Annotated in this window: 20 protein-coding genes and 2 tRNA genes; 11 read left to right on the forward strand and 11 right to left on the reverse strand. The window is 60.7% G+C overall.

The features are described from left to right. The first annotated feature begins 2 nt into the window (after positions 1-2). From SM766_RS18820 to SM766_RS18840, 5 genes are all read left to right on the forward strand, one after another. Positions 3-710, forward strand: a complete 708-nt coding sequence (locus SM766_RS18820; RefSeq protein ID WP_274830243.1) for an ATP12 family chaperone protein — start codon at positions 3-5, stop codon at positions 708-710. 247 nt (positions 711-957) lie between these two features. Next, complete coding sequence (locus SM766_RS18825; protein WP_065273588.1) at positions 958-1974, forward strand: amino acid ABC transporter substrate-binding protein; 1017 nt, start codon at positions 958-960, stop codon at positions 1972-1974. A 130-nt stretch (positions 1975-2104) separates the two neighbouring features. Further along, positions 2105-3337, forward strand: coding sequence for an amino acid ABC transporter permease (locus SM766_RS18830; protein WP_065271438.1), 1233 nt, complete (start codon positions 2105-2107; stop codon positions 3335-3337). A gap of 3 nt (positions 3338-3340) precedes the next feature. Further along, the gene (locus SM766_RS18835) at positions 3341-4639 is read left to right on the forward strand and encodes an amino acid ABC transporter permease (RefSeq protein WP_368948760.1); all 1299 of its coding nucleotides are present in this window, start codon (positions 3341-3343) and stop codon (positions 4637-4639) included. A gap of 30 nt (positions 4640-4669) precedes the next feature. Then, positions 4670-5419 (forward strand): amino acid ABC transporter ATP-binding protein, encoded by a 750-nt coding sequence (locus SM766_RS18840; protein ID WP_082996035.1) that lies wholly within the window; start codon positions 4670-4672, stop codon positions 5417-5419. Positions 5420-5486: 67 nt separating this feature from the next. On the opposite strand, the gene SM766_RS18845 is transcribed toward SM766_RS18840, so the two are convergent. The 3 genes from SM766_RS18845 to argB form a co-directional block, all read right to left on the reverse strand. Next, complete coding sequence (locus SM766_RS18845) at positions 5487-5984, reverse strand: SixA phosphatase family protein (RefSeq protein WP_065271435.1); 498 nt, start codon at positions 5982-5984, stop codon at positions 5487-5489. After that, positions 5981-6655, reverse strand: coding sequence for a ferredoxin (locus SM766_RS18850; RefSeq protein WP_368948761.1), 675 nt, complete (start codon positions 6653-6655; stop codon positions 5981-5983). Before SM766_RS18850 ends, SM766_RS18845 begins: the two co-directional genes overlap by 4 nt. A gap of 111 nt (positions 6656-6766) precedes the next feature. Beyond that, on the reverse strand, positions 6767-7627 hold the full coding sequence (gene argB, locus SM766_RS18855) for an acetylglutamate kinase (protein WP_065271433.1): 861 nt from the start codon (positions 7625-7627) through the stop codon (positions 6767-6769). A gap of 121 nt (positions 7628-7748) precedes the next feature. Here argB and SM766_RS18860 point away from each other — a divergent pair, with 121 nt between their 5' ends. After that, positions 7749-8477 (forward strand): SDR family NAD(P)-dependent oxidoreductase, encoded by a 729-nt coding sequence (locus tag SM766_RS18860; RefSeq protein ID WP_065271432.1) that lies wholly within the window; start codon positions 7749-7751, stop codon positions 8475-8477. Positions 8478-8492: 15 nt separating this feature from the next. Here SM766_RS18860 and yihA read toward each other — a convergent pair whose 3' ends face one another. From yihA to rpmH, 8 genes are all read right to left on the reverse strand, one after another. Continuing rightward, a complete protein-coding gene (gene yihA / locus SM766_RS18865) occupies positions 8493-9143 on the reverse strand; it encodes a ribosome biogenesis GTP-binding protein YihA/YsxC (RefSeq protein WP_065271431.1) in 651 nt (216 codons plus the stop codon). After that, positions 9143-9895 (reverse strand): MOSC domain-containing protein, encoded by a 753-nt coding sequence (locus tag SM766_RS18870; RefSeq protein ID WP_368948762.1) that lies wholly within the window; start codon positions 9893-9895, stop codon positions 9143-9145. Before SM766_RS18870 ends, yihA begins: the two co-directional genes overlap by 1 nt. After that, complete coding sequence (gene yidC / locus SM766_RS18875; RefSeq protein WP_368948764.1) at positions 9892-11703, reverse strand: membrane protein insertase YidC; 1812 nt, start codon at positions 11701-11703, stop codon at positions 9892-9894. Before yidC ends, SM766_RS18870 begins: the two co-directional genes overlap by 4 nt. 124 nt (positions 11704-11827) lie before the next feature. Next, positions 11828-13372, reverse strand: coding sequence for a putative bifunctional diguanylate cyclase/phosphodiesterase (locus SM766_RS18880; protein ID WP_065273587.1), 1545 nt, complete (start codon positions 13370-13372; stop codon positions 11828-11830). Positions 13373-13438: 66 nt separating this feature from the next. Beyond that, complete coding sequence (ttcA, locus tag SM766_RS18885; RefSeq protein WP_065271428.1) at positions 13439-14326, reverse strand: tRNA 2-thiocytidine(32) synthetase TtcA; 888 nt, start codon at positions 14324-14326, stop codon at positions 13439-13441. A 106-nt stretch (positions 14327-14432) separates the two neighbouring features. Beyond that, on the reverse strand, positions 14433-14699 hold the full coding sequence (gene yidD / locus SM766_RS18890) for a membrane protein insertion efficiency factor YidD (RefSeq protein ID WP_368948770.1): 267 nt from the start codon (positions 14697-14699) through the stop codon (positions 14433-14435). A 52-nt stretch (positions 14700-14751) separates the two neighbouring features. Next, positions 14752-15177 (reverse strand): ribonuclease P protein component, encoded by a 426-nt coding sequence (gene rnpA, locus SM766_RS18895; RefSeq protein ID WP_065271426.1) that lies wholly within the window; start codon positions 15175-15177, stop codon positions 14752-14754. A gap of 32 nt (positions 15178-15209) precedes the next feature. After that, positions 15210-15344 (reverse strand): 50S ribosomal protein L34, encoded by a 135-nt coding sequence (gene rpmH / locus SM766_RS18900; RefSeq protein ID WP_008554144.1) that lies wholly within the window; start codon positions 15342-15344, stop codon positions 15210-15212. A gap of 422 nt (positions 15345-15766) precedes the next feature. Here rpmH and SM766_RS18905 point away from each other — a divergent pair, with 422 nt between their 5' ends. The 5 genes from SM766_RS18905 (at position 15767) to SM766_RS18925 (ending at position 19660) form a co-directional block, all read left to right on the forward strand. After that, entirely contained in the window at positions 15767-16504 is a 738-nt protein-coding gene (locus SM766_RS18905) for a TVP38/TMEM64 family protein (RefSeq protein WP_335645307.1), read from the forward strand. 2 nt (positions 16505-16506) lie between these two features. Beyond that, positions 16507-17925 (forward strand): dihydrolipoyl dehydrogenase family protein, encoded by a 1419-nt coding sequence (locus tag SM766_RS18910; RefSeq protein WP_368948765.1) that lies wholly within the window; start codon positions 16507-16509, stop codon positions 17923-17925. A 15-nt stretch (positions 17926-17940) separates the two neighbouring features. Beyond that, positions 17941-19326 (forward strand): sensor histidine kinase, encoded by a 1386-nt coding sequence (locus SM766_RS18915; protein WP_274834294.1) that lies wholly within the window; start codon positions 17941-17943, stop codon positions 19324-19326. Between the two features lie 90 nt (positions 19327-19416). Next, positions 19417-19493 (forward strand) — tRNA-Arg (locus SM766_RS18920). Between the two features lie 90 nt (positions 19494-19583). Further along, a tRNA-Arg gene (locus tag SM766_RS18925) sits at positions 19584-19660 on the forward strand. The last annotated feature ends 85 nt before the right edge of the window (positions 19661-19745 follow it).

A 19745-nucleotide genomic window follows, 5' to 3' on the forward strand; every position in this document is an offset into this window, starting at 1 on the left:
CAATGAGCGAATGGGCACCGAAACGATTCTGGAAAGCCACGGCAGTCGCCGAAACGGATGACGGCTATACCGTTGAACTGGACGGGCGCCGGGTCAAAACTCCGGCAAAGGCTCTGCTTGAAGTCCCCTCGCAGCAGATGGCCGAAGCCATCGCAGCGGAGTGGGACGCGCAAACCGAATCGGTCAATCCCGCCACCATGCCTTTTACCCGCTCGGCCAATGCTGCCATCGACAAGGTGACCCATCAGCACGCCGAAGTGGCCGATATGCTGGCTGAATATGGCGATTCCGATTTGCTGTGCTACCGGGCCGATAGCCCGAAGGAACTGGTCGCGCGTCAGGCAGAGGAATGGGATCCGGCGCTCGACTGGGCGCATGAGGCGCTGGGCGCACGCTTGCATCCGCGCAGCGGTGTTCTTCATCAGCCGCAGGATGCGGCCACTATTGCTGACCTGCGCGCCCGGGTGCATGGGATGACCCCATTTCAGCTCGCTGGGTTTCACGATCTCGTGGGGATGTCGGGGTCTCTGATCCTGGGCTTTGCTGCCGCTATGGACTGGCGCGACGCCGAGGAGATCTGGCAGTTGTCCCGGCTGGATGAACGCTGGCAGGAAGAGCAGTGGGGCGTCGATGAAGAGGCGCAAACCACAGCAGAACTGAAGCGTGATTCTTTTTTGCACGCTAAACGGTTCTACGATTTCTCGGGTTGAGACAGCCGCCGGGATAGGACGTGAGACAGGAAATATCACAGCGGGACGGTTGAGCGAAAAATTTTAACAATCGCCCCCCTGTTCGCTATGCGTCCATCGAATTTGGTGATCCAACCCTTGACGTTTGTTTATGAATCCGCCCAAACTTCCCTGTGATTTAGGTGTTTTCCCTAGATCCCGTCGTTCCGGTATGGCTAACGGCGGAAAAAAACCACCAGTACAGGTGGAACATCAGGAAGAGGTAAAAATGAACAAATCCGTATTTTTGGGCGCGCTGACCGTGGCCGGGATTGCAGCTGGTGCAGCTGCTGCCGGTACGCTGGACGATGTGAAAGCCCGCGGCAAACTGAACTGCGGCGTCACCACCGGTCTGGTCGGTTTTGCTGCTCCGAATGCGAATGGGGAATGGGAAGGTTTTGACGTCGCCGTCTGCCGCGCCGTTGCTGCGGCCACTCTGGGCGACTCGACCGCTGTTGAATTCGTGCCGACCACCGGCAAAACCCGCTTCACGGCTCTGGCCTCGGGTGAAATCGACATGCTGGCGCGTAACACCACCTGGACCTTTTCGCGCGACGTTGATCTGAAGTTCGAATTCACCGGCGTGAACTACTACGACGGCCAAGGCTTCATGGTTCCCAAGGATCTGGGTGTTTCCTCGGCGAAGGAACTGGACGGCGCAACCGTCTGCATCCAGACCGGTACCACCACCGAGCTGAACCTGGCGGACTTCTTCCGCTCGAACAACATCAGCTACGAGCCGGTTCCGATCGAAACCAACGCCGAAGCACAGCAGCAGTATCTGGCTGGCGCCTGTGACGTTTACACCACCGACGCATCCGGCCTGGCCGCGACCCGCGCAACCTTTGACGATCCGGCAGGCCACGTGCTGCTGCCCGAGATCATCTCCAAAGAGCCGCTCGGTCCGCTTGTCCGCCACGGCGACAACGAATGGGGCGACGTGGTCCGCTGGACCCTCAACGCTCTGATCACCGCCGAAGAGCTGGGCGTGACCTCGGCCAACCTGGCTGAAATGTCCGCAGGCACCAACAACCCCGAAATCAACCGTCTGCTGGGCACCGAAGGTACCCTGGGCGAGATGCTGGGTCTGTCGGCTGACTGGGCCAAGAACGCAATCGCCGCTGGCGGTAACTACGGTGAAGTCTTCGCCAAGAACATCGGTGAAGACACCCCGATCGGTCTGGCCCGTGGTCTGAACGCACAGTGGACCGAAGGTGGTCTGCTGTACTCGCCGCCGTTCCGGTAAGCACAAAACGGAGAGGGCGCAGGACATCCTGCGCCCTTTTCCTATCTGAAAAAAAATGAGCTTCGGATTTCTGCGGAGCAGGGGAAAACCCTGCCGGGACACAGATCTGTAGCCTCGGGGATCTCTTTACATGTCAACTCTCTCTGACCCTCCACAGGACGGGTTCCGGCTGTCTATGTTGATCAACGATACCCGCTATCGTTCATTGACCTTTCAGGCGATTGCCGCGCTCCTGCTTGCACTTTCGATCTGGTATCTGGGGAATAACCTGATCCAGAACCTGCGCGCCGCGGGCCTCAACATCTCTTATGACTTTCTGGGCAATCCCGCCGGCTATGATATCAACCAGCGGCTTGTCGAATATGACAACCAGGACAGCCACGGGCGTGCCGCCCTTGTGGGCGTTCTGAATACGCTTCTGGTTGCTTTCCTTGCCTGCGTTACGGCGACGATTTTCGGCGTGATCGCCGGCGTTCTGCGTCTGTCCAACAACTGGCTCGTCTCCAAGCTGATGGCGGTCTACGTCGAGATTTTCCGCAACATTCCGGTTCTGATCTGGATCATCATCATCTTTACGATCATGACCGCCGTATTGCCGGGACCGCGGGCCTTCCGCGGTGACAATCCGGATTCGACGATGCTGCTGGATCTCTTCGCCTTCACTAACCGGGGTGTCTACATTCCGATGCCGTGGTTCGAGAGCGGTCTGTTTGCTTCCACCGCCCTCAACTGGGTTCTGGTGCTGGCGGTTCTGATCGGCTCGCTGTTCGTCACCCGCCGGATCGAGACCTGGGCGACCGCGAAACAGGAAGCCACCGGCGTGCGCCCCAAGACGCTGCTGATGGTGCTGGGCGTCTGGCTGGTGCCATTCATCCTGCTGATGCTCATCATGGGGCTGACCTGGGAAGTTCCCGCACTCAAAGGGTTCAACTTCCAGGGCGGTATCAAGATCGGCGGTCCGCTGATCGCACTGTGGTTCGCACTTTCGATCTACACCGGTGCCTTTATCGCCGAGAACGTGCGGGCAGGGATCCAGGCGATCTCCAAGGGCCAGACCGAAGCGGCGGCCGCGCTGGGACTGCGGCCCGGACGCATCATGAACCTGGTGATTCTGCCTCAGGCGCTGCGGGTGATCATTCCGCCGCTGATTTCGCAGTATCTCAACATCACCAAGAACTCCTCGCTGGCGATCGCCGTGGGCTATGCGGATATCACCGCGACTCTGGGCGGCATTACCCTCAACCAGACCGGACGCGCAATCGAATGCGTGCTCCTGTTGATGCTGTTCTATCTCACGGCATCGCTGGTCATCTCGATGGTGATGAACATCTACAACGCCTCCGTGAAGCTGAAGGAGCGCTAAGCCATGAGTGACAAGACAACCCATCAGATTGCCTTTGTCGCCGAAGGCACCATTCCGCCCTCACCGCCGCCTGCCAGCCAGGCTGGCGTGGTCAGGTGGCTGCGGGAAAACCTGTTCTCCAGCATTCCCAACGGGATCCTGACCCTTGTGGCGCTGACCCTGATCTACATGATCCTGCAGAACACCGTGCCCTGGCTGGTGAATGGCGTGTGGACGACCAACTCGCTTAATGAGTGCCGCGAGGTTCTGGATGGAAAGGTCGGCGCCTGTTTCTCGGTTCTGACCGAACGCTGGCACCAGCTTCTTTACGGGTTCAAATACCCGGCGGAGTTCTACTGGCGCCCGAACCTGGCGCTGGTTCTGCTGCTGGTGGCGATTGCGCCAGTGCTGTTCTTCGATTTGCCCCGCAAGATGCTGATCTTCACCGCGCTCTATCCCTTTATTGCCTTCTGGCTGATCTGGGGTGGCACAATCATGGCACCGATCCTAGCCCTTCTGGGGTTCATCGTTGGCGGCGTGGTGTTCCAGATCTATGGACGGAGTTCCTTCGCCGCGGGCTTCTTTGGTGGCATTGCTGCAGCCCTGATCATCTGGTGGCTGGGCAGCTTGCTGATCCCCGAAGGGGCGTCGGACAATGCGATGTTGCCAGCGGTACCTTCGCGTGACCTGGGTGGCTTCATGCTGAACCTGATGCTGGGTGTGACCTGCGTGTCGCTGTCCCTGCCGCTGGGCATTGCCCTGGCGCTGGGCCGTCAGTCTGACATGCCGTTGATCAAATGGATCTGCGTGGTCTTCATCGAGTTCGTGCGCGGTGTGCCGCTGATCACGCTGCTGTTTGTGGCGTCGGTGATGCTGGCCTATTTCTTCCCGCCTGATGCCACGGTGGACCTGTTCCTGCGTGTGGTCATCATGATCACCATGTTCTCTGCGGCCTATATCGCCGAGGTGATCCGTGGTGGTCTCGCGGCCCTGCCCAAAGGGCAGTACGAGGCGGCGGATTCGCTGGGGCTCGATTACCCGCAGGCAATGCGTCTGATCATCCTGCCGCAGGCGCTGAAGATCTCGATCCCGGGCATCGTCAACGTGGCCGTGGGCCTGTTCAAGGATACCACGCTGGTGTCGGTCATCTCGATGTTCGACCTGGTGGGTATGATCCGCGGACCGATCCTCGCTTCGACCGAATGGAACGGCGTCTACTGGGAGCTTCTGGGCTTCGCTGCTGCTCTGTTCTTTGTCGTCTGCTACGGCATCTCACAATACTCGCAATGGCTGGAACGCCGCCTTGCGACCGATCACCGATAAGGAGGCCAAGACATGACTGGCACTTCACAAATGCAGGTATCCGACAAAGTCGCGATCACCATTGACGGAATGAACAAGTGGTACGGGTCCTTTCACGTACTGCGCGATATCAACCTGACGGTCTATGAGGGCGAACGGATCGTGATTTGCGGCCCGTCCGGCTCTGGTAAATCGACACTGATCCGCTGCATCAACGCGCTGGAAGAACACCAGCAGGGGTCGATCACCGTGGATGGCACGCTGCTGTCGTCGGATCTGAAGAACATCGACAAGATCCGGTCCGAGGTTGGCATGTGCTTTCAGCACTTCAACCTGTTCCCGCATCTGACCATTCTGGAAAACTGCACGCTGGCGCCGATCTGGGTTCGCAAGACGCCCAAGAAGGAAGCCGAAGAGCGGGCGATGCATTTCCTTGAAAAGGTCAAGATTCCCGATCAAGCCAACAAGTTCCCGGGCCAGCTGTCCGGTGGTCAGCAGCAGCGTGTGGCGATCGCGCGCTCGCTTTGCATGATGCCGCGCATCATGCTGTTCGATGAGCCGACCTCGGCGCTTGACCCCGAGATGATCAAAGAGGTGCTCGACACCATGATCGAACTGGCGGAAGAGGGCATGACCATGCTTTGCGTGACCCACGAGATGGGTTTTGCCCGTCAGGTGGCGAACCGGGTTATCTTCATGGATGCGGGTCAGATCGTTGAGCAGAATGAGCCGGAGGCCTTCTTCAACAACCCGCAAAGCGAACGTACCCAGCTCTTCCTGAGCCAGATCCTGGGTCACTGATCTTCCCGATCATTGCGCCAATAAGAAACCCGCCGGATATTCCGGCGGGTTTTTCTTTTGTGGGGGTTCAGGCGCCCAGAAGTTCGCGTGGCACGATGAAATCCACCACCTTGCCGCTGCCCCAGGTCAGATCGCTCCAGCGGTCGATGTCAAAGCGGGCGATAAGCGTGGCGCCGGTGGGGTAGTCGTCAAATCGCGAATGGTCTGGCGGATGGCTTACGATGGCATGGGCAAATGCGGCAATGCCCGGGTTGTGGCACAGGATCATGGTTCGCGGATGTTCGGCCTGTTTCAGAACCTCAAAGATGATCTCCGGGCTGGCGTGGAACAGCCGTTCGGTAAAGACAGCCGGTGCGAAGAGATCCATCAGCTGATAGGTTTCCCGCGTGCGCTGCGAAGAGGAAGAAAGCACCTGTCCCGGCAACTGATCGATGTCCCGCAGCCAGTCGCCCAATGCCTTGGCCGAGGCGCGGCCCCGTTTGTTCAGGGGGCGGGCATGGTCGCTGGGGGCGCTGGTGTCCCAGGCGGATTTAGCGTGGCGGGTCAGAATAAGTGTGCAGGTCATGTCTTGTGAAAATAGCTCATGTGATGGGCCGATTGCACCGGGTCGCGACCGGCCCCCTGGCTGAGGGGGCAGGCAAGCCGGGCAAGGCAGCCGTTTTCAAGGCAAGGAGCGCCCTCCGGGGTGTCCAGATGACTGTGGCAGGCGGTAACACCGTAGGGGCCACCCGCCACCAACGCCTGTACCGGGCAGGTGCTGAGGCAGGGTCTGGCCACACAGCTGTCGCAGGGGGACTGCGCCAGAGGAGGCGGTGGTAGATCGATCTCCTGCTGCAAGTGAAGCGCTCCCCGGTACGAGATCATCATGCCAACCGTATCATGGACCAGCATGTGCGACGGGGATGTGAAAGCCCGCCCCGAGGCCAGCGCCCAGTTGATGAAGGGCGTATAGGGCGGCCCGCCAAAGGGGTAGTGGGCGGTGGCTCCGGTATCTGTCGCCAAGGCGTCGATGATCCGCTCAGACCATCGGTCCAGCGGATCGGTCGCAGCATCGCTGAACTCCGGCGCGCCGGTGATGCGGGGCCAGCATTCCGGTCCCAGAAGGCCCAAGAGGACCAGCGTACCGCCCGTCAGGCCCTGAACTGGGCTATGGCGCGGGTGTAGGGCGCCAAGCACAGCAAGGTCGCGGTGTTTGGCGGCGCGCTCGATCTCCTGATAGCTGGGTACGGATGTCATAGGCTTCCCTGGGTGATGGTAGCCAAATGTAGCCTCTGGACCCGTGATCCCAAAGAAAAACCGCCCGGGGGAGGGGCGGTTTCAATACTGTCTTGATGTCACCCGTGCGGGTCAGGCCCGGATCATCGACCCGGCGCCATGATCGGTGAACAGCTCCAGCAGCACCGCATTCGGCACCCGTCCATCGACGATGGTGCAAGCCCGGACACCGTTTCGGACCGCTGACAGGGCGGTTTCCGTCTTCGGGATCATGCCGCCTGCGATGACACCTGCCTTTGTCATTTCCTCGACATCAGCGGCCTTCAGCTCGGTAACCACTTCGCCGCTGGCGTTTTTCACGCCAGAGACATCCGTCAGCAGCAGCAGGCGATCAGCGTTGAGGGATTCAGCAATCGCCCCGGCGGCGGTGTCGCCGTTGATGTTGAACGTCTCGCCGTTGCGGCCCGCTCCGATCGGAGCGATGACAGGAATGATGTCATTCTCGAACAGGTGGTGCAGCACCGCCGGATTCATTTCTACCGGTGTGCCGACGAATCCCAGATCCGGGTTGGTCTCTTCGCAGGTGATCAGATCCGCATCCTTGCCTGACAGGCCAACACCCATACCGCCCTGTGCATTGATCGCCTGCACGATGCGTTTGTTGACCAGACCGGACAGGACCATTTCGACCACTTCCATCGTGGCCTTGTCGGTGACCCGCTTGCCGTTGACGAACTCGGACTTGATCTGAAGCTTGTCCAGCATTGCGTTGATCATTGGACCGCCGCCATGCACGATGACCGGGTTCACTCCGACCTGTCGCATCAGCACGATATCGCGGGCAAAGGTTTCCATGGCCTCGTCGCTGCCCATGGCGTGTCCGCCGAGCTTGATCACGACGATGGCACCGTCATAGCGCTGCATATAGGGCAGGGCGCTCGACAGTGTCTCGGCGGTTGCAATCCAATCGCGGTTCATATCTTGCTTCTTCATGGCTGGGTCCCTCTGGCAAGTGGTGTTACGCGGTTCTGCGCCCTGTGCCAAGTGCGCCGTTGCAGCGCGGTGCGGGAATGATAGGGTCAGGCCGTAGAGCCCTCAGACCGGAACCCACCCAATGAGCCAGAAGACCCTTTTGCTGACCGGAGCCAGCCGCGGCATTGGCCATGCCACCGTGCGGCATTTCAATGCCGAAGGCTGGCGGGTGATCACCTGTTCCCGCCACCCGTTTCCGCAGGAATGCCCCTGGGGCGGCGGAGAAGAGAATCACGTGCAACTGGACCTGTCGGACCCCTCGGACACCATTAATGCGGTTGGGGTCATTCAGGAGCGTCTGAACGGGCGGCTGGATGCACTGGTCAATAATGCGGGGATTTCCCCCAAAGGGCCGGATGGCGAACGGCTGAACACGCTCGACACTGATCTGATGACATGGGGCAAGGTGTTCCACGTCAATTTCTTTGCCTCGGTGGTGCTGGCGCGGGGGTTGAAGGATGAACTGGCAGCCGCCAAGGGCTCCGTGGTCAACGTGACCTCAATCGCGGGCAGCCGGGTGCATCCCTTCGCTGGGGCGGCCTATGCCACGTCAAAGGCTGCCTTGGCAGCACTGACGCGGGAGATGGCGCATGACTTCGGCCCGCTCGGCGTGCGGGTCAATGCCATCGCGCCGGGAGAAGTGGAAACGGCCATCCTGTCACCGGGGACCGAACATATCGTGGAAAAACTGCCGATGCAGCGTCTGGGCCAGCCCGAGGAAGTCGCCTCTGCGATCTACTTCCTCTGCTCTGAAGGCAGCTCATATATCTCCGGAGCGGAGATTGAGGTGAACGGCGCCCAGCACGTCTGACGGGCGCCGAGCGGCTTAGTCGATGCCGGAGATGATCGAGCGCAGCGTGGCGATTCCCTCGCCCTTTTCCGAAGAGGTCATCACGATTTCAGGATAGGCCGCCGGGTGTTTGGACAGGGCGCTACGTACCTGCTCCATAACCTTGTCCAGATCCTTCGCCTTGACCTTGTCGGCCTTGGTCATCACGCATTGGAAGGTCACCGCAGCGCTGTCCAGCAGCGCCATGATCTCGTCATCGACCTTCTTGATGCCGTGGCGGCTGTCGATCAGCACAAAAGCCCGGCGCAGGGTCTGACGCCCGCTGAGATAGCGTTTCAGCAGCTTCTGCCATTTCTCCACCACCGCCAGCGGCGCATTGGCATAGCCATAGCCGGGCAGGTCGACGAGGTAGAGATCGGGACCTTGGGTGAAATAGTTGATCTCTTGCGTGCGGCCCGGGGTGTTGGAGGCGCGCGCCAGCCCCTTGGTGCCGGTCAGCGCGTTGATCAGGCTCGACTTGCCCACGTTGGAGCGCCCGGCAAAGCAGACCTCGACCCGGTCGGCTTCGGGCAGGCCCGACATGGCGACCACGCCTTTCAGGAATTCGGACTGGCCAGCAAAGAGTTTGCGGCCCTTTTCGGCGGTTGCCTCGTCCGGCGCTTCGGCCAGGGAAAATTGCATTTGCATCAGAGCACCTTTACCAGATCGCCAAGGCGGATAGTTCCGCCGCGCACGACCTCTGCATAGACTGAAAAATCCTGATGGCCAAAGGCACTGTTCAGGGTCTTCAGCGTTTCGGCATCGCGTTCGCCGGTGGCCGGGTTGGCGGTTGTCGCCATGCAGCGGCGGGTGCGTTCGCGCACCGCAAAGACCGCTTCCCCGATCTGCACCTCACGGCCCAGCCATTCGTTTTCCACCCAGGGCGTGCCCAGATCGAACCAGATGTTGCCGCGCCAGCGTTGTGGCGACAGCTCATGACCGATCGCCGCCTCGATCGCACGGTGCGAGGCAAGGTTGCACAGCGACACCGAGGGGAAATCAGTATCTGTCATGCCGCGGCCCGGCACCCGCACGATCCGCGCCGAGGCGGCGCGCTCTGCAGGCATCAGCGGGGCCACCCAATCAAGAAACCGGGGCAGGTCCTCTGCGGCGTCGGGATCAAAGGTCAGTTCGCCCCGGCTGGGGTGGCGCAGCATGACGCGACCGGTGGCCTCGTCATAGCTGGCATCAATCGCCATCAGTTGCGGCGCCTTGGCGCCACGGCTGAAATTGGAACAGGGCACCCATGCGCTGCCATCGGCGGTAGAGGCCTCATGCGCGACCGCCCAAACACGATCGCCGGGCATGGTCTGCCCGGCGGTCAGTGTTACCGTTTCCAGCGCTTCCCGGCCGTGTGATTTGACCGGGTGGCGCCAGATTTCTGTAACGGCGTCTGTCATTTGTCTTCCGTCTTGGGAGCGCGTTTCATGCTGGATTTGATATTGCCAAATACGTCCGGTTTATACCCGTGGCTGCGCATGATCAGATACTGCTGCGTAAAGGTGATGGTGTTGTTCGCAATCCAGTAAACCACCAGACCCGAAGCAAAACCGCCAAGCATGAACATGAACACCCAAGGCATCCAGGCAAAGATCATCTTTTGCGTCGGATCGGTGGGCGCCGGATTCAGTTTCTGCTGCAGCCACATGGACACACCCAGAAGGATGGGCAGGATCCCGATGAACACGGTGGCAAAGATGGTTCCGGGCTCGGGGCCAGAGAACGGCAGCAGGCCGAAGAGGTTCATTAGCGAGGTCGGATCGGGCGCGCTGAGGTCCTGGAAGGGACCAAAGAAGGCTGCGTGCCGCAGTTCCAGCGTGACGAAGATCACCTTGTAGAGCGAGAAGAAGATCGGGATCTGGATCAGGATCGGCAGGCAGCCCGCAGCGGGGTTCACCTTTTCCTTCTTGTAGAGCTCCATCATTTCTTTCTGGAGCTTCTGACGGTCGTCGCCTGCGCGCTCTTTCAGCTTTTCCATCTGCGGCTGAAGTTCCTTCATCTTCGCCATCGAGGCATAGGATTTATATGCCAGCGGGAAGACCAGGATCTTGATGAAGATGGTGAGGCCGATAATGGACCAGCCCATGTTGCCGATCATCGCGTGCAGCCAGTGCAGGACGGCAAAGATCGGTTTGGTCAGGAAGAAGAACCAGCCCCAGTCGATGCTGTCGAGGAAGCCTTCGATGCCGTCTTTTTGATAGCCACGGATGGTCGCCCATTCCTTGGCGCCGGAAAACAGCATGGTGGTGACTTCGCTGCTTTCGCCATCGGCGAGGGTCGCGGTCGGCAGCACGACGTCGGTCTGGTAGATCTCGCGCCGCTCGTCGTATTTCGCGATCGAGCGGAAGCCCTGACCGGGTTCGGGAATCAGCGTGGACATCCAGTAGTGGTCGGTGAAGCCGAGCCAGCCGTTGGATTCGACCTGCTTGACCTCGGCGCGCGATCCATCACGCGGATCGGGGTCGAAATCGGCCATGTCGCCATAATCGATTTCCGCCAGCTCTCCGTCGGCCATGCCGACGACGCCTTCGTGCAGGATGAAGAAGTTTTTCAGATTCGCAGGTTCGCCGTGACGCGCCAGGGTGCCATAAGGGGCCAGGGCCACGGTGGCGCCGCTGGCGTTCTGAACCGATTGGGTGACCGAGAACAGATAATCCTCATCCACTGCGACGGTACGGGTAAAGGTCAGGCCCTTGCCGTTGTCCCAGGTCAGGGTCACCGGGCTGTCCGGTGTCAGAACCTGGCCTTCGTCCGCAGACCAGACGGTATTGGCGCCCGGAACATCGTCAAAGCTAAGCCCGGTGCCCGGTGCCCAGCCATAAAGCGCGTAAAAGGCATTGTCCTCGCCCACCGGGGACAGGACCCGCACGATGTCGGAGTCCTCTGCCAGCTCGACGTGGTAGTCTTTCAGCGCCAAATCATCGATCCGCCCACCCTGAAGCGAGATACTGCCCGCCAGGCGCGGGGTATCGATGGTCAGGCGCGGAGCGTCGGGGGCCTGGGCCTCTTCGCTGGGCTGGGTGCTGACCGCGGTATCAGGCTGGGCTGCGCCGGGCGCAGCTGCCGTGTCTCCCGCAGGAGCCGTTTCATTCGCCACGGTTTCCGGAGCAGGCTCCGGTTCCGGCGGCGGGAAAAAGCTGTACCACCCAAGGATCACCAGGAAGCTGAGTGCTGTTGCGAGAATGAGATTCTTGTTCTGATCGTCCATTGGGGACCGCCACCTCGTGCATGGAATGACAGGGTGTGGTTCAACAGAGGTGGACCCCAAAGGTCAAGCGGAATCCGGGAAAACAGGGGCGGCATTCCGCCCCCGGCGCCGGGAAATCCAAAAATCAGGGGTTTTGCCGTCCAATGGCCGGTGCGTCCTGCAGTTTGGACTGATGCGCGGTGATCCAGTCCAGAGTCTGGTCAAAGGGCATCGGGCGGCCGATGCCAAAGCCCTGAACATGGTCACAGCCCAGTTGCGACAGCAGCGCGTGCTCGCCCACGGTTTCAACGCCTTCGGCCAGGGTTTCCAGGTCCAGACGTTCGGCCATGGTCAGGATCGCGGCAATCAGTTTCTGCTGCTCCGGATCGCGGTCCGATTTCATCACGAAAGAGCGGTCGATCTTGATCCGGGAGATATTGAAGCGCCGCACCGCCGAGATCGAGGCATGGCCGGTACCGAAATCATCCAGCTCAATCCGGCAGCCCATGGCGCTCAGCGCTGCGATATTACGGGTCACCACATCGTCGGGCTGGTCCGTCATGACGGTTTCCAGAATTTCGACCGACAGGCGGTCCGACGACAGGCCAAAGCGTTCCAGTTCCCAGCGGATATTGTCGGCAAGGCCGGGGTTGCGCAGCTCCTGGGTGGCAAAGTTCACCCCGACAGAGGGAACCTCCACACCAGCCGCGTCCCATGCCTTGATGGCGGTGAGAGAGTGGAACAGCATGACCTGGCTCAATCGCTCCATCAGCCCGGCCTCTTCCAGCGCGGGCAGGAAGGTATGAGGCGGGATCAGGCCGCGGACCGGATGCATCCAGCGGGCCAGCGCCTCAAACCCGGACACTCGTCCGGTATCCGTTGAGATCTGGGGCTGGAACCAGGGCATGATCTGACCGGTTTCCAGCGCCTCGGCAACTTCGTCGCGCAGATTACAGCGCGCTTTGGTGCGGTGATAGATATCTGCGGAATAGACCCGGATGCCCGAGGGGCCATTTTGCTGCGCCTCGGCCAGCGCGGTGGCGGCGGCAGCGACCCAGTCGGAAGGTTTGGTGCCCGGCGCACGGCTGCGCAGGCAGAACCCGATGGAGCAGGAGATATAAACCGATGTGCCATCAAGCGAGATCGGTTCTTCGACCGAGGCCTGCATGCGGCCGGACAGCTGCACGCAGGATTCCAGGTCCAGCTGCAACACGGGTGTCAGGCAGATGCCGAATTTGCTGTCGCCGATCCGTGCCACGATATCCTTATTGCGCAGGGTGCTGGCGATGCGGTCGCCGCAACGCTGCATGATCTGATCGCCGGCTTCCTGACCGTAGCGATCCACCACGTTTTTGTAATCGTCGATTTCGATGATGTAGATGACCGAGCGCAGCCCGGTATCAGAGGTATCCTCGAACACGTCGCGCACACCCAGTTCGAACCCTTCGCGCAGCATCATGCCGGTGATGCTATCCCGGGGTGTGCCGCGATTACGTGAGCGGTCAAAGCCGCCAAGGGCCGCGAAGAGAATGGGAAGGCCGAGTGCCACCCAAAGCAGCGCAGCCTCGCCGCCAATCCAGAAGGTCGCCAGTGTCAGGGCAGGCAGAAACGCCAAGACAGGAGGCGTGAACAACGCAGGAGCGATCTTTCTCCGGATGTGCGTCAGCAGACCTGAATTGAGTTTTGGCATGAGCGGACCTTTCACCTTCTGCACAGGGGTGCATGCAAAGACTATGATCCGCTTCTGACTGCGGAGTTAACGCAATACGGGAATCTTGTCCAAATCTTCTGTTTCTGATGGGTTTTTCACGCTCAACCCTACAAAATCGAACAGTTTCGGGTCAAGAAGATGCGAAGGGCGTGCATTCATCAGGGCCCGGAACATAACCTGACGGCGCCCGGGGCTGTTTGATTCCCACTGATCCAGGATCTGTTTGACCTGCTGGCGTTGCAGGCCGTCCTGGCTTCCGCAAAGGTCGCAGGGGATGATCGGGTAGTTCATCGCCTTGGCAAATTTCTCGCAATCCGCCTCGGCCACATGGGCCAGGGGGCGGAACAGGAAGAGGTCGCCCTCTTCATTGACCAGCTTGGGCGGCATGGTGGCCAGTCGCCCGCCATGAAACAGGTTCATGAAGAACGTCTCAAGGATGTCATCGCGGTGGTGCCCCAGCACAACTGCGGAGCAGCCTTCCTCGCGCGCGATCCTATAAAGATTACCCCGGCGCAGGCGGGAGCAGAGGGCGCAATAGGTCCGCCCCTGTGGCACCTTGTCGACGACGATACTGTAGGTGTCCTGATATTCGATGCGATGCGGAACGCCCATCTTTTCAAGGAATTCCGGCAGAACCGTTGCCGGAAATCCGGGCTGGCCCTGATCCAGGTTGCAAGCCAGAAGGTCAACCGGCAACAGCCCACGCCATTTCAGTTCATATAGAACCGCAAGCAGGGTGTAGCTGTCCTTGCCGCCGGACAGGCAGACCAGCCAGCGCGGCGTGGTGCCGTCCGTGCGTCGTTCCACCATGCCGTATTGATCAATCGCTTCGCGGGCATAGCGGACTATGCGTTTGCGCAGCTTCTTGAATTCGGTGGTGGAGGGCGCACCGGCAAAGAGCGGATGGATTTCGTCCAGATCATCATCAAGCATGACGGCCCCGTAGCCTGTCAAAACGGCTTTGCCAAGAAAAAAGCGGGGCACAAGATTTTGAGCCGAGAGTGCCTGTCGTGGGCACTGGGCGGGGAATAGCAGCCCCTTAACCCTGTGACCTGCTCTTTTGTTCGGCCTCGTGCTGTGGATCGCTGCCCGGGACCGGATCGTAGCCATCTCCGCCCAAGGGATGGCAGCGGCCGATTCGCCGCAGGGTCAGCCATGTTCCCTTTACCGCGCCGTGTTTTTCCAGCGATTCCAGCGCATAGGCCGAGCAGGTGGGTTGATACCGGCAGTTAAAACCGACCCAGGGACTGAAGATCAGCCGATAGGCGCGCACGGGCAGGGCAAGGATGCGGGCAAAGAAGGTCATGCTGATCAAGATAGGAAGCAGGTTGGGCCCGGGGAAGGCCCCGCAGACAGGATCAGCCGTGAATCTTCTTCAGGGCGTAGATCAGGTCGCGTTTCAGCTCTTCGAACGGGCGCTGGGCGGTTTCATTGGCTCGGCCAATGAGCACATAATCCCAGCCGGGGCGGCCGTGACTGGGCAGAATCATCCGAGCCACCTCGCGCAGTCGGCGTTTGGCCCGGTTGCGGGCAACGGCATTGCCGACCTTTTTTGAACAGGTGAAGCCAACGCGAATGCCGCCGGTATCCCGGCGGTTGCGACCCTGGACCATCATGCCCTTGCTGCCCTGACGACGCGCGCGCGCCGCCGCAAGAAACTCGCGGCGCTTGGTCAACACCTCGATCCCTTGCGGGGATTCGGCGCCGTCTGGACAAACGGAAACCGCCGAAGGCGTGTCCCGGTCGTCGGCAGAGCCGTCTTTGGGGGCCTTCGGCGGTGTCATACCGTCAACGCGGATCAAGCAGTGAGCGCGATTTATGCGCTCAGCTCTTTCCGGCCACGTGCGCGGCGTGCGTTCAGGATCTTGCGGCCTGCCTTGGTGGCCATGCGCGCACGGAAGCCGTGGCGGCGTTTGCGAACCAGGTTCGAAGGCTGATAGGTGCGTTTCATCGCTCCGGTCTCCACATTATATCTACGGGCAGGGCGCGGAATCGCCTCCCGGGGTCAAATCTCGAAGCCCGGTCATTAGAAGGGATCGGGCGGCAAGTCAAACCCATTGGCCGGTGTTTTCGCCGCTTTTCGTCCCCTCATGCAATATTTATGTCAAAATTCGGGGGGCTGCGGCGCTGTCGCGTCACGAAAACCGGTGGGATTGTTACAGGGCGCGCATGCGGACTAGTGGATTTCTCACGAAAAATGTCCGGTGATCAAGCGCCCGTGAACTGCTATGCGTCAGGCTCGTGCCGGGGCCATATTGTTCATAGAAAAATGCACCGGAGCAGCAAAAGGCGCCGGGGCAGGCGGATCAACGGGGGAGAACCTCCCCCGGTGGCCGTGCCCTGCCGAACAGCCAAGACATGGGTGAGAGCAAGATGACAGACCTCAAAAAGCCGGGCATCGCGCGGCACCTGCCTTTGATTATCGTGGCTGTGGTCGCGGTGATCGGAGCCGTGACGCTGAAGGATTACCTTACCTTCGACACGCTTCGGGACAATCGGGAGGCGCTGTTGCAGTTCCGTGATGAGAATCTGATCGGCCTCGCGGCGGTTTTTGCGGCCGTTTACATCGTCATGGTCGTGTTTTCGCTTCCCGGCGCCGCTGTTGCTTCGGTGACCGGCGGGTTCCTGTTCGGCCTTGCCACCGGGACCACGCTCAATGTGGTCTCGGCCACCATCGGTGCAGCAGGCATCTTCCTGGCGGCGCGCTGGGGGCTGGGCGAAACACTTTCGGCCCGCTTCGAAGCCGCCGAAGGACGCGTGCAAATGTTGAAACAGGCGCTGCGGGAAAACGAGATTGAGGTGCTCCTGCTGTTACGCCTTGTTCCGGCGGTACCGTTTTTCGTGGCCAATCTGCTGCCCGCCATGGTCGGGGTGAAGTTCGGAAACTTTCTGTGGACGACGGCGGTGGGAATCATCCCCGGCGCCATCGTCTTTACCTGGATCGGTGTTGGTGTCGGCGCCGTGTTCGACCGAGGCGAGGATCCCGACCTGTCGCTCCTGTGGGAGCCGCATGTGATCGGCCCGATTCTGGGGCTCTGTGTGCTGGCGGCCATGCCAATCATCGTCAAATCGCTGCGCCGCAAGGGTGCAGGCAAAACGCCGGAGGCATGATCATGCAGCGTATTAAATGTGATCTGCTGGTCATCGGGGCCGGGTCAGGTGGCTTGTCTGTCGCGGCCGGGGCCAGCCAGATGGGCGCCGATGTGGTCCTTCTGGAGGGGCACAAGATGGGCGGCGATTGCCTCAACTACGGTTGCGTACCCTCAAAGGCGCTGCTGGCCAGCGCCAAGGCGGCCTATGGCGCCGCGCATTCCGCGGCCTTCGGGGTGGCTGATCAGGTGCCGCAGGCGGATTACGCGGCGGCCAAGGATCATGTTCAGGATGTGATCGACACCATTGCACCGGTCGACAGTCAGGAGCGGTTCGAAGGGTTCGGGGTGCGGGTGATCCGTGCGCTCGGGCGGTTTATTTCTCCGCGCGAGGTGGAGGCGGGCGATCACGTCATCACCGCGCGGCGGATTGTCATCGCCACGGGATCGTCGCCGCTGGTGCCGCCAATCCCCGGGCTGGATCAGGTGCCTTATGAGACCAACGAGACCCTGTTTGATCTGCGCGAGCGCCCAGATCATCTGCTGATCATTGGCGGTGGCCCCATCGGTCTGGAAATGGCGCAGGCGCATGTGCGTTTGGGCAGCAAGGTGACGGTGATCGAAGGTGACACCGCGCTGGCAAAGGATGATCCTGAGGCCGCAACCCTGGTGCTGGATCACCTGCGCTCCGAAGGCGTTGAGATTGTCGAACAGGCCCTGGCTAGTGAGATTCGCGGCGCGGTGGGGGCTATTGAAGTTGAAGCAAAGGATGGCCGCATCTTCAAAGGTACGCATCTGTTGGTGGCGGTCGGGCGCAAGACTAATACGGAGCGGCTAAACCTGGACGTAGCGGGGATCGAGACCGCGCGCTCGGGGATCAAGGTCGATGACAGCCTGCGCACCACCAATCGCCGCGTCTATGCCATCGGTGACGTGGCCGGGGGGCTGCAGTTTACCCATGTGGCGGGATATCATGCCGGGGTGATCATCCGCTCTGTCCTGTTCGGGCTGCCGTCAAAGGCAAAGACCGCCCATATTCCCTGGGCCACCTATACGGACCCGGAACTGGCGCAGGTCGGCCTGACCGAAGCAGAGGCGCGGAAGAAACACGGCAGCAAGCTGGAGATCGCGCGGTTTGATTTCAGCCACAACGACCGCGCCCTTGCTGAGCGCAAGGCGAAGGGTTTCATCAAGGCGATGGTGGTCAAGGGCCGTCCGGTGGGGGTCACGATTGTCGGCCATCAGGCAGGCGAACTGATCAACCTCTGGTCGCTTGTTCTGGCCAATAATATGAAGATGAGTCAGGTCGCGGCCATGGTCTCGCCCTATCCGACGATTGGTGAGGTTAACAAACGGGTCGCGGGGGCCTATTTCTCTCCTCGTCTATTTGATAATCCCAAGGTTGAACGCGTGGTCCGGTTCGTACAGCGCTGGATCCCCTAAGCCGGAAGGGGCGAAATGCTGAATACGCTGTCGGGCAGATTTCTGGTTCTGACCACGGTCTTTGTAATGCTGGCCGAGGTGCTGATCTTCGTGCCCTCCATTTCCCGGTTTCGGCTGGATTACCTGTCGGACCGTCTGGAGCGGGCGCAGCTCGCCTCGCTGGCGCTTCTGGCGGACGACATGCTGGATTCGGAGCTGGAGAAGGAGCTTCTGGCGAATGCCGGAGTCTTCAACGTGGTTCTGCGCCGGGACGAGATGCGCCAGCTGGTGCTGTCCTCGCCGATTCCGCAGCCGATCGAAGGCACCTTTGATCTGCGCATGGCCGGGCCGTTCACGCTCATTTCCGATGCGATGACGCGTATGGTGACGCCCGGAAACCGCATTATCCGGGTCATTGGCGCGCCGGTGCGAGATGCCGGGCTGCTGATCGAAATCACCATGGAGACCGCGCCCCTGCGGTCGGCGATGATCGATTATGGCGTTCGTATTCTGATCCTGTCGGCGGTCATCTCGGTCTTTACGGCGCTTTTGCTGTTCATGGCGGTGCGGGTGTTTCTGGTGCGCCCGATCAAGGGCGTTGTGGGCTATATGCAGCGCTATGCAGCCGCGCCCGAGGATGCGCGGGGAATCATCCAGCCAAACGCAGGCGTAACTGAGCTGCGCGAAGCCGAAGAGGCGCTGATGAAGCTGCAGACCGAGCTGACCCACGCGCTGAAGCAGAAAGAACGGCTGGCGCAGCTGGGCGGAGCGGTGGCCAAGGTTAGCCACGATCTGCGCAATATCCTGACCTCAGCGCAGCTGTTCACGGACCGCATCGAAACCAGCGAGGATCCACTGGTGCGCAGGCTGGCGCCCAAGCTGGTGAATTCGATCACAAGAGCCGTTTCCCTGTGCGAAGGCACGCTGGCCTTTGGCCGCGCCGAAGAACCCGCGCCAACATTTGCTTTCGTCTCCTTGCATGAAATCGCCTGTGACATCGCCGAAAGCGAGACCTTGGCAGCCAGCGGTGGAGAGGTCGAGATCGTGGCCGCGGTCCCGGCCGGGCTGACCGTGCGGGCAGATCAGGAGCAGCTCTACCGGATCGTGATGAACCTGGTGCGCAACGCCCGCCAGGCCATTGCCGCGACCGGAAAGCCGGGGCAGGTCAAAATCACCGCCAGCGAAGAGGATGACGCCTGGACAATCCGGATCACCGATACCGGGCCGGGGCTGCCAAAAAAGGCGCAGGACAACCTGTTCACCCCGTTCCAGGGTGGCGCGCGCAAGGGGGGCAGTGGCCTTGGCCTTGCCATCGCGCAGGAATTGGCGCGGGGCCATGGCGGCGCCGTTTACATGCGTCAGACTGGCCCGGAGGGCACGGTTTTTGAGATCTGCCTGCCCAAAGGAGACGGAGCGTTTTAAGTCGCTCACGCGCCCGTGCGGGTGCGCTGAAACTAATTTCGTTTTTGGGGTTGCGCCTATCTGCGGGTCACATTAAACCCCGCCACCAGTGGACCGATAGCTCAGCTGGATAGAGTACTTGACTACGAATCAAGGGGTCGGGGGTTCGAATCCTCCTCGGTCCGCCACTACCTGAAACACTGAAAACGGTGTGGACGGCGCAGGTTAGACGAATGGTAAATCCGCATTCGTCTGGGAGCCTTAAATCCCGCAGCAGTGGACCGATAGCTCAGCTGGATAGAGTACTTGACTACGAATCAAGGGGTCGGGGGTTCGAATCCTCCTCGGTCCGCCACTGCTTCTCTTCTCCCCTTTACTTTTTTCGGTGTCGAAGAGACGCCCTCTCGCAGTGGAGCGGGCATGCCGCATTTTCCCGTCGG

The sequence above is a fragment of the Pseudophaeobacter sp. A-200-2 genome (genome assembly GCF_041008815.1).
GTDB classification, from domain to species: Bacteria; Pseudomonadota; Alphaproteobacteria; order Rhodobacterales; family Rhodobacteraceae; genus Phycobacter; species Phycobacter gallaeciensis_A.

What these genes read in the sequence shown, in the direction of transcription:
- SM766_RS18820 (WP_274830243.1), top strand. Translation starts at nt 3, where the DNA reads ATGAGCGAATGGGCACCGAAACGATTCTGGAAAGCCACGGCAGTCGCC.
- SM766_RS18825 (WP_065273588.1), top strand. Translation starts at nt 958, where the DNA reads ATGAACAAATCCGTATTTTTGGGCGCGCTGACCGTGGCCGGGATTGCA.
- SM766_RS18830 (WP_065271438.1), top strand. Translation starts at nt 2,105, where the DNA reads ATGTCAACTCTCTCTGACCCTCCACAGGACGGGTTCCGGCTGTCTATG.
- SM766_RS18835 (WP_368948760.1), top strand. Translation starts at nt 3,341, where the DNA reads ATGAGTGACAAGACAACCCATCAGATTGCCTTTGTCGCCGAAGGCACC.
- SM766_RS18840 (WP_082996035.1), top strand. Translation starts at nt 4,670, where the DNA reads ATGCAGGTATCCGACAAAGTCGCGATCACCATTGACGGAATGAACAAG.
- SM766_RS18845 (WP_065271435.1), bottom strand. Translation starts at nt 5,984, where the DNA reads ATGACCTGCACACTTATTCTGACCCGCCACGCTAAATCCGCCTGGGAC.
- SM766_RS18850 (WP_368948761.1), bottom strand. Translation starts at nt 6,655, where the DNA reads ATGACATCCGTACCCAGCTATCAGGAGATCGAGCGCGCCGCCAAACAC.
- argB (WP_065271433.1), bottom strand. Translation starts at nt 7,627, where the DNA reads ATGAAGAAGCAAGATATGAACCGCGATTGGATTGCAACCGCCGAGACA.
- SM766_RS18860 (WP_065271432.1), top strand. Translation starts at nt 7,749, where the DNA reads ATGAGCCAGAAGACCCTTTTGCTGACCGGAGCCAGCCGCGGCATTGGC.
- yihA (WP_065271431.1), bottom strand. Translation starts at nt 9,143, where the DNA reads ATGCAAATGCAATTTTCCCTGGCCGAAGCGCCGGACGAGGCAACCGCC.
- SM766_RS18870 (WP_368948762.1), bottom strand. Translation starts at nt 9,895, where the DNA reads ATGACAGACGCCGTTACAGAAATCTGGCGCCACCCGGTCAAATCACAC.
- yidC (WP_368948764.1), bottom strand. Translation starts at nt 11,703, where the DNA reads ATGGACGATCAGAACAAGAATCTCATTCTCGCAACAGCACTCAGCTTC.
- SM766_RS18880 (WP_065273587.1), bottom strand. Translation starts at nt 13,372, where the DNA reads ATGCCAAAACTCAATTCAGGTCTGCTGACGCACATCCGGAGAAAGATC.
- ttcA (WP_065271428.1), bottom strand. Translation starts at nt 14,326, where the DNA reads ATGCTTGATGATGATCTGGACGAAATCCATCCGCTCTTTGCCGGTGCG.
- yidD (WP_368948770.1), bottom strand. Translation starts at nt 14,699, where the DNA reads ATGACCTTCTTTGCCCGCATCCTTGCCCTGCCCGTGCGCGCCTATCGG.
- rnpA (WP_065271426.1), bottom strand. Translation starts at nt 15,177, where the DNA reads ATGACACCGCCGAAGGCCCCCAAAGACGGCTCTGCCGACGACCGGGAC.
- rpmH (WP_008554144.1), bottom strand. Translation starts at nt 15,344, where the DNA reads ATGAAACGCACCTATCAGCCTTCGAACCTGGTTCGCAAACGCCGCCAC.
- SM766_RS18905 (WP_335645307.1), top strand. Translation starts at nt 15,767, where the DNA reads ATGACAGACCTCAAAAAGCCGGGCATCGCGCGGCACCTGCCTTTGATT.
- SM766_RS18910 (WP_368948765.1), top strand. Translation starts at nt 16,507, where the DNA reads ATGCAGCGTATTAAATGTGATCTGCTGGTCATCGGGGCCGGGTCAGGT.
- SM766_RS18915 (WP_274834294.1), top strand. Translation starts at nt 17,941, where the DNA reads ATGCTGAATACGCTGTCGGGCAGATTTCTGGTTCTGACCACGGTCTTT.